The 7,844-nt window shown below is 71.2% G+C and carries 8 protein-coding genes; 1 reads left to right on the top strand and 7 read right to left on the bottom strand.

The genetic code is table 11. The features are described 5' to 3' along the window. From CCN72_RS14155 to CCN72_RS14125, 7 genes are all read right to left on the bottom strand, one after another. On the bottom strand, positions 1–534 hold a 534-nt coding region (locus tag CCN72_RS14155), incomplete at its 3' end, for a GNAT family N-acetyltransferase (protein ID WP_086807835.1). Continuing rightward, positions 512–2,767, bottom strand: a complete 2,256-nt coding sequence (locus tag CCN72_RS14150) for an MMPL family transporter (protein WP_086807834.1) — start codon at positions 2,765–2,767, stop codon at positions 512–514. The genes CCN72_RS14150 and CCN72_RS14155, both read right to left, overlap by 23 nt. A gap of 224 nt (positions 2,768–2,991) precedes the next feature. Continuing rightward, the gene (gene gatB, locus CCN72_RS14145) at positions 2,992–4,506 is read right to left on the bottom strand and encodes an Asp-tRNA(Asn)/Glu-tRNA(Gln) amidotransferase subunit GatB (protein ID WP_085566684.1); all 1,515 of its coding nucleotides are present in this window, start codon (positions 4,504–4,506) and stop codon (positions 2,992–2,994) included. A 16-nt stretch (positions 4,507–4,522) separates the two neighbouring features. After that, entirely contained in the window at positions 4,523–4,762 is a 240-nt protein-coding gene (locus CCN72_RS14140; RefSeq protein WP_037657242.1) for a hypothetical protein, read from the bottom strand. After that, entirely contained in the window at positions 4,759–6,255 is a 1,497-nt protein-coding gene (gene gatA, locus CCN72_RS14135) for an Asp-tRNA(Asn)/Glu-tRNA(Gln) amidotransferase subunit GatA (RefSeq protein ID WP_086807833.1), read from the bottom strand. Before gatA ends, CCN72_RS14140 begins: the two co-directional genes overlap by 4 nt. 2 nt (positions 6,256–6,257) lie before the next feature. Next, positions 6,258–6,554 (bottom strand): Asp-tRNA(Asn)/Glu-tRNA(Gln) amidotransferase subunit GatC, encoded by a 297-nt coding sequence (gene gatC, locus CCN72_RS14130; protein ID WP_006130840.1) that lies wholly within the window; start codon positions 6,552–6,554, stop codon positions 6,258–6,260. Positions 6,555–6,682: 128 nt separating this feature from the next. Continuing rightward, positions 6,683–7,054: a DUF4267 domain-containing protein gene (locus tag CCN72_RS14125; RefSeq protein ID WP_086807832.1), complete on the bottom strand. Its 372-nt coding sequence runs from the start codon at positions 7,052–7,054 to the stop codon at positions 6,683–6,685. A gap of 94 nt (positions 7,055–7,148) precedes the next feature. Here CCN72_RS14125 and CCN72_RS14120 point away from each other — a divergent pair, with 94 nt between their 5' ends. Then, entirely contained in the window at positions 7,149–7,733 is a 585-nt protein-coding gene (locus tag CCN72_RS14120; RefSeq protein ID WP_086807831.1) for a TetR/AcrR family transcriptional regulator, read from the top strand. The last annotated feature ends 111 nt before the right edge of the window (positions 7,734–7,844 follow it).

Raw genomic sequence — 7,844 nt, 5'->3', positions numbered from 1 at the left:
CGGGGAGCGCACCAGCACCGACCAGATCTCGGTGCTGGTGCGCTCCCCGTCGTGCGGATAGTTCTCGCGCAGTACACCCTCACGGGTCATGCCGAGCCGCCGGGCCACATTGATGCTGGGCTGGTTGGCGGTGGCCACCCGCCACTCCACGCGGTGCATGCCGCGGGTCTGGAACGCCCAGTCGATGAGGAGCCGCATGCCCCGGGTGACGAGCCCGCGCCCGGCCGCCGCGGGCTCCAGCCAGCAGCCGGCCTCGCACACCCCGCTCGGCGTGTCCCAGGTGCGGAAGAGCAGTCCGCCGACGAGCGTCCCGTCCTGCCAGATGCCGTGCAACGCGCCGGTGTCGGTGGCCCGCTTCTCGCCGTACGACCGCAGATAGGCGCGGGCGCCGTCCAGGTCGGCCACCACCTGGGGCAGTCCGATGTGCTGCCCGATGAAGGCGCGTCCCCGGTCGATATTGGCCAGCATCTCCTCGGCGTGCCAGACCTCCAACGGGCGCAGTTCGGCGCCGTCACCCAGGGATATCGCGTACATCGCGCTGTGCTTCCTTCTGCTGTTCGTGGCTCCGGTCCGGGCCGATCCGGTCGGCCGGGACCCGTCCGAGCCTCTCATGCGCGGCGCGGCACTCCGGCGGCTCGATGCTGAGGTGCGGCAGCCGGCGCTCCAGCCAGCCGGGCAGCCACCAGTTGGCGGCGCCCAGCAGATGCATCAGGGCGGGCACCAGCAGGGTGCGCAGCACGAAGGCGTCGAGGGCGACGGCGGCGGCGAGCGCGATGCCGAACATGGCGATCACCCGGTCGCCGCTGAGCACGAAGGCCAGGAAGACCGAGATCATGATCACGGCCGCGGAGTTGATCACCCGGCTGGTCTCGGCGAGGCCCACCCGGACGGCGCGCCGGTTGTCGCCGGTGGCCAGCCATTCCTCATACATCCGGCTGACCAGGAAGACCTGGTAGTCCATGGAGAGCCCGAAGAGCACCGAGACCATGATCACGGGCAGGAAGGGCTCGATGGGGCCCGCGCGGCCGAGGCCGAGCAGTTCGCTGCCCCAGCCCCACTGGAAGACTGCGACGACCACGCCGAACGCGGCGGCCACGGCGGCGATGTTCATCACGGCGGCCTTGACCGGGATGCCGAGCGAGCGGAAGGCGAGGAGCAGCAGCAGGCAGCCGAGCCCGATGACGGTACCGACGAACAGGGGAAGTTTGCCGACTATCACATCGGCGAAGTCGTCGTAGCTGGCGGTCACCCCGCCGACCTGGATGTCCAGGGAGGTGCCCTGTTCCGCGCGGGGCAGCACCGTCTCGCGCAGCCGGTCCACCAGGGCACTGGTGGCCTGGGACTGGGGCGCGGAGTCGGGGACGACGGTGAGGTAGGCGGTCTCGCCGCCGGTGGCGTAGGCGGCCGGGGTGGCGGAGGCGACGCCGGGGGTGGCGCGCAGGGTGGTGTCGAGGTTGTCCAGGGCGAGCCGGTCGGCGGCGCCGTCCACCCGGGTGACGAGGGTCAGCGGCCCGTTGACGCCGTGCCCGAAGCCGTCGGCGAGCAGGTCGTACGCCTTGCGGGTGGTGGAGGTGCGGGGGTCGTTGCCCTGGTCGGAGGTGCCGAGGTGGAGCGAGAGGGTGGGCAGGGCGAGCAGCGCGATCACCGCGACGGCGAGCGAGCCGAGCACTTTGGGGCGGCGCTCCACGAACGCGGACCAGCGGGCGGCCAGGCCGGTGGGCACCTCGGGGCGCGGCCCGTGCTCGGCGAGCCGTCGGCGTTCGCGGCGGCCGAGGGCGCGCGGGCCGATGTACGACAGCAGGGCGGGCAGCAGGGTGACCGAGGCGGCGACGGTGAGGATCACGGTCAGGCCGGCGGCCACGGCGACGCCGTTGAGGAAGCTCAGGCGCAGGATCAGCATGCCGAGCAGGGCGATGCACACGGTCGCCCCGGCGAAGACGACGGCGCGTCCGGTGGTCGCGACGGCGCTCACGGCGGCCTCGGTGACGTCCAGGCCGCGTTTGAGTCCGCGCCGGTGCCTGGTGACGATGAACAGCGCGTAGTCGATGCCGACACCGAGGCCGACGAGCATGCCGAGCATGGGCGCGAAGTCGGCGACCGTCATGGCGTGGCCGAGCAGTCCGATGCCGGCGTGGGCGGTGCCGACGCCGATCAGGGCGGTGGCGATCGGCAACAGGGAGGCGGCGAGCGAGCCGAAGGCGAGGAAGAGGACGACGGCGGCGACGAGGACGCCGACCACCTCGGCGGTGCGGTCGTCCGGGGTCTCGGTGAGTCCGATGGCGCTGCCGCCCAGCTCCACCTGGAGCCCGTCGCCCTCGGCGGCCTTCGCGGCGCCCACCACGGCCCGGGCCTCGTTCTCGCCGATGTCCTCGGCCTGCCGCGCGAAGGTGACGGTGGCGTAGGCGGTGCGCCCGTCGGCGCTGATCTGCCGGCCGCCCTGGCCCTCGTACGGCCCGTCCACGGAGGCGACCCCGGGCAGCCGGGCGATCCGGTCGAGGGCGGTGGTCATGCTCTGTTCGACGTCGGCGGCGCGGACGGTGCCCTTCGTGGTGTGCCAGACGACGGTGTCGCTGTCGCCGCCGAGGCCCGGGAAGCCCGCCTGGAGCAGCTGCGCGGCGCGGCCGGACTCGGTGCCGGGGACCGAGTAGTCGTTCGAGTACGAGGTGCCGGCGACGGAGGCGGCCGCAGTGGCCCCGCCGAGGGCGCACAGCCACAGCAGGACGGCGATCAGTCGGTGCCGGACGCACCAGCGCGCGAGGGCTGCCACGGACGTGCTCCCAAGGACGATTTGTGGATCTTTGGCCGGGAATGATCGTCAATGAAATGAACAGCCCGCAAAGAACGCATGAGCAATCGTTGGACACTCTCGCAGGCAAAAGTGATCCTTTGCCGCCTTCGTGGGCTTATTCACAGCGGGAGAAAAACGCCGTGGGGGGACGCGCCGGTGCGGCGCGTCCCCCCACGGGTTGACGGTGACTCAGCTCTCGCCGGTCAGCCCTCGCTGACGCCGAGCCGCTCCAGGATCAGCTCCTTGACGCGGGCCGCGTCGGCCTGGCCACGGGTGGCCTTCATGACCGCGCCGACCAGGGCGCCGGCCGCGGCCACCTTGCCACCGCGGATCTTGTCCGCGATGCCGGGGTTGCCGGCGATGGCCTCGTCCACGGCGGTGCCGAGCGCCGAGTCGTCCGAGACGACCTTCAGGCCGCGCTTGTCGACGACCTCGTCCGGGGTGCCCTCGCCCGCGAGCACGCCCTCGATGACCTGGCGGGCCAGCTTGTCGTTCAGATCACCCTTGGTGACCAGCTCGGTGACCCGGGCCACCTGCTGCGGGGTGATCGCCAGCTCGTCCAGGGACGTGCCGGACTCGTTGGCGCTGCGCGCCAGTTCGCCCATCCACCACTTGCGGGCGGAAGCCGCGTCGGCCCCGGCCTCGATGGTGGCGACGATCGGGTCCAGCGCGCCGGCGTTCAGGATCGCCTGCATCTCCGTGGCGGAGATGCCCCAGTCGGCGAGCAGCCGGGTACGGCGCACCAGCGGCAGCTCGGGCAGCGCCGCGCGGATCTCCTCGACCCACTCGCGCGCGGGCGCGACGGGGACCAGGTCGGGCTCCGGGAAGTACCGGTAGTCCTCGGCCTCCTCCTTCACGCGGCCCGAGGTCGTGGACCCGGTGTCCTCGTGGAAGTGGCGGGTCTCCTGGATGATGGTGCCACCGGAGTTGAGCACGGCCGCGTGCCGCATGATCTCGAAGCGGGCCGCGCGCTCCACCGAGCGCAGCGAGTTGACGTTCTTCGTCTCCGAGCGCGTGCCGAACTTCTCGGCACCCTTGGGCATCAGCGACAGGTTCACGTCACAGCGCATCTGGCCCATCTCCATGCGGGCCTCGGACACGCCGAGGGCACGGATGACCTCGCGCAGCTCCCGCACGTACGCCTTGGCCACCTCGGGGGCGCGCTCACCGGCGCCCACGATCGGCTTGGTGACGATCTCGATGAGCGGGATGCCGGCGCGGTTGTAGTCCAGCAGGGAGTGGGACGCGCCGTGGATACGGCCGGTGGCGCCGCCGACGTGCGTCGACTTGCCGGTGTCCTCCTCCATGTGGGCGCGCTCGATCTCCACGCGGAAGGTCTCGCCGTCCTCCAGCTGCACGTCGAGGTAGCCGTCGAAGGCGATCGGCTCGTCGTACTGGGAGGTCTGGAAGTTCTTCGGCATGTCCGGATAGAAGTAGTTCTTCCGGGCGAAGCGGCACCATTCGGCGATCGAGCAGTTCAGCGCGAGGCCGATCCGGACGGCCGACTCGACGCCGGTCGCGTTGACGACCGGGAGCGCGCCGGGCATGCCGAGGCAGACGGGACAGGTCTGCGAGTTGGGCTCGGCGCCCAGCTCCGTGGAGCACCCGCAGAACATCTTGGTCTTGGTGCCGAGTTCGACATGGACCTCAAGGCCCATGACGGGGTCGTACGACGCCAGCGCGTCCTCGTACGACACCAGGTCGGTCGTGGTGGTCACGGTGAAAACTTCCCTCTCAGCCCAGCAGGACGTCGTCGTCGCCCAGCCGCTTCAGCTCGCGGTAGAGGATCGCGAGGCCGGTCACGATCGCGACGGCGGAGACCGTGGCGTCGAGCAGCCGCAGCGTGTCGTGCTCGGCGCGGGCCTTCTTGATCTGCTTGGTGACACCGATCGCGCCGAACGCGGTGGTGGCCATGGACAGGTACGTACCGGACTTGGACTTCTTGAAGTCCTTGGCCTTGGACAGCTTGCTCACAGCGACGGTGCCTCCTCAAGCAGCGGGTGTCCCCACTTTTCCACGAAGGCGGCCTCGACGGCGGCGCCCACCTTGTACAGGCGGTCGTCCTGCATCGCCGGAGCGATGATCTGCAGACCCACCGGGAGGTTGTCCTCCGGGGCGAGACCGCAGGGCAGCGACATGGCCGCGTTGCCCGCCAGGTTGGTCGGGATGGTGCACAGGTCCGCGAGGTACATCGCCATCGGGTCGTCGGCGCGCTCGCCGATCGCGAAGGCGGTGGTCGGGGTCGTCGGGGAGACGATCACGTCGACCTGCTCGAACGCCTTCTCGAAGTCCCGCGTGATGAGGGTGCGGACCTTCTGCGCGGAGCCGTAGTAGGCGTCGTAGTAGCCGCTCGACAGGGCGTACGTGCCGAGCATGATGCGGCGCTTGACCTCGGGGCCGAAGCCGGCCTCGCGGGTCAGGGAGGTGACCTCCTCGGCCGAGTGCGAGCCGTCGTCGCCGGTCCGCAGGCCGTAGCGCAGGCCGTCGAAGCGGGCGAGGTTGGAGGAGCACTCGGAGGGCGCGATCAGGTAATACGCCGACAGCGCGAGGTCGAAGGACGGGCAGTCCAGCTCGACGATCTCGGCGCCCAGCTCCTTCAGCAGCTCGACGGACTCGTCGAAGCGCTGGATGACGCCGGCCTGGTAGCCCTCGCCGCGGAACTGCTTGACGACGCCGACGCGCATGCCCGCCACGCTGCCGTTGCGGGCCGCCTCGACCACCGGCGGGACCGGGGCGTCGATGGACGTGGAGTCCATCGGGTCGTGGCCCGCGATGACCTCGTGCAGCAGGGCCGCGTCCAGGACCGTACGGGCGCAGGGGCCGCCCTGGTCGAGGGAGGAGGAGAAGGCGACCATGCCGAAGCGGGAGACCGCGCCGTACGTCGGCTTCACACCGACGGTGCCGGTGACGGCGGCCGGCTGGCGGATGGAGCCGCCGGTGTCGGTGCCGATGGCGAGCGGGGCCTCGTAGGAGGCGAGCGCGGCGGAGGAGCCGCCGCCGGAGCCGCCGGGGATCTTGGTGAGGTCCCAGGGGTTTCCGGTCGGTCCGTAGGCGCTGTTCTCGGTGGAGGACCCCATGGCGAACTCGTCCATGTTGGTCTTGCCGAGGATGACGACGCCGGCGGCCTTGAGGCGCTTGGTGAGCGTCGCGTCGTACGGCGGGATCCAGCCCTGAAGGATCTTCGAGCCGACGGTCGTGGGCACGCCCTCGGTGGTGAAGATGTCCTTGAGCGCGAGCGGGACGCCGGCCAGCGGGCCGAGCTTCTCGCCGCGGGCCCGCTTCTCGTCCACGGCACGGGCCTGGGCGAGGGCGCCCTCGCGGTCGACGTGCAGGAAGGCGTGCACCTTCTCGTCGACGGCCTCGATGCGGGCGAGGTGGGCCTCGGTGACCGCGACCGCCGTCAGCTCGCCGGAGGCGATCTTCCCGGCGATCTGCGCGGCCGTGAGCTTGATGATGTTGTCCGTCATGGTCACTCCTCCCCCAGGATCTGCGGCACCTTGAAACGCTGCTGTTCCTGCGCGGGGGCGCCGGAGAGCGCCTGCTCGGGGGTGAGCGAGGGACGGACCTCGTCCGCCCGCATGACGTTCGTCAGCGGGAGCGGGTGCGAGGTCGGCGGTACGTCTTGGTCGGCGACCTCACTGACGCGGGCGACCGCGCCGATGATGTCGTCGAGCTGGCCGGCGAAGTGGTCGAGTTCTTCGGGCTTCAGCTCCAGACGCGCCAGCCGGGCGAGGTGGGCGACCTCCTCGCGCGTGATGCCAGGCATGCAGCGATCCTCTGGGGTGAGTGCGTGTTGTTTGGGACCAATCCTATGGGGCGGGGTGGCCCGGCCGTTAAACGGTTTGCCCGGGACGGGCTCGCGGCGGCTCCGGGGCACCCCGGTCGGCGGGCCGGTCAGGCCGCGAACAGCAGCGCGGCGCAGCCGAGGACCACCACGGCGGTGGCGAAATGGATCCCGAACGCGACGGCCCTCGTACCGCCGTGCCGCAGGACGGTCACGGTGTCGAGGAGCGGGACGAGGGCCACGCAGACCATGAACCAGGCCTCGGCGCGCGCTCCGACGAGCGCCAGCAGGACCAGTCCGACCAGGCCGAAGGTGGCGTCCCTGCCGCCCTTGACCGACAGATAGGCGCCGGCGTCGCCCGCGGGGTCGGCGGGGACGCCGTAACCGGCGGCGGCCGGGGCGGGCTGGAACCAGAAGCGGTAGCCGAGGAAGAGGCAGAACAGGTCGAGCAGGACGGCCAGCGTGTACGCGGCGAGGGTCATGATGTCTCCCGTTGATGTTTTCTAGCAGCGCTAGGAACACGAGTGACGCTAGCAGAGCGCCGACAGATTGCCTAGCGTTGCTAGAATCTTGGGTATGACGATCCAGACGCGCAGGGAGCGCGAACGAGCCGAGCGCAGGCAGCTGATCGTGACGGCGGCCCGGGAGCTCGCCGAGGCGGAGGGCTGGGACGCGGTGACCACGCGTCGGCTGGCCGCCGAGATCGAGTACAGCCAGCCGGTCCTCTACAGCCACTTCAAGGGCAAGGACGCGATCATGGCGGCGGTCGCGGTCGACGGCTGCGCCGATCTGGCGACGGAGCTACGGCAGGCGCGCGCGGGCGCCGACGGCGTCCGGGCCTCACTCGCGGCGATCGCCCGGACCTACACCGCCTTCGCCCGGCGTCGGCCCGCCCTGTACGACGCGATGTTCATCCACCTGGTGGACCTGCCGTTCGCCACCCCTGAGGCCCCGGCCCCGCTCCGGGAGGCCTTCGGTGAACTGCTGGCCGCGGTGGCGCCGGTCACCACCGAGGAGGACGCCGGTTTGCTGACCGAGACCTTCTGGGCGGCCCTGCACGGCCTGGCGACCCTGATGCGCAGCGGCCGCCTCCCGGAGTGGGCGCACGAACGGCGCCTGGAGCTGCTGGTGGACCGGTTCGCGGGGCCGACCAGGAACTGAGGGGACTAGGTGGGGGCGAGGGGCGGCTTGCGGCCGCCCGCCGTCGCCGGAGGCGGGCCGCTCGCCTGGGGGACGGGCACCTCGCCCCCACCCTGTCTCCTATACACCTCT

Source organism: Streptomyces murinus, from assembly GCF_002154555.1.
GTDB lineage: Bacteria > Actinomycetota > Actinomycetes > Streptomycetales > Streptomycetaceae > Streptomyces > Streptomyces murinus.
Note: the sequence above shows the minus strand (reverse complement) of the source record. Positions and strands in the feature narration are given on the sequence as shown.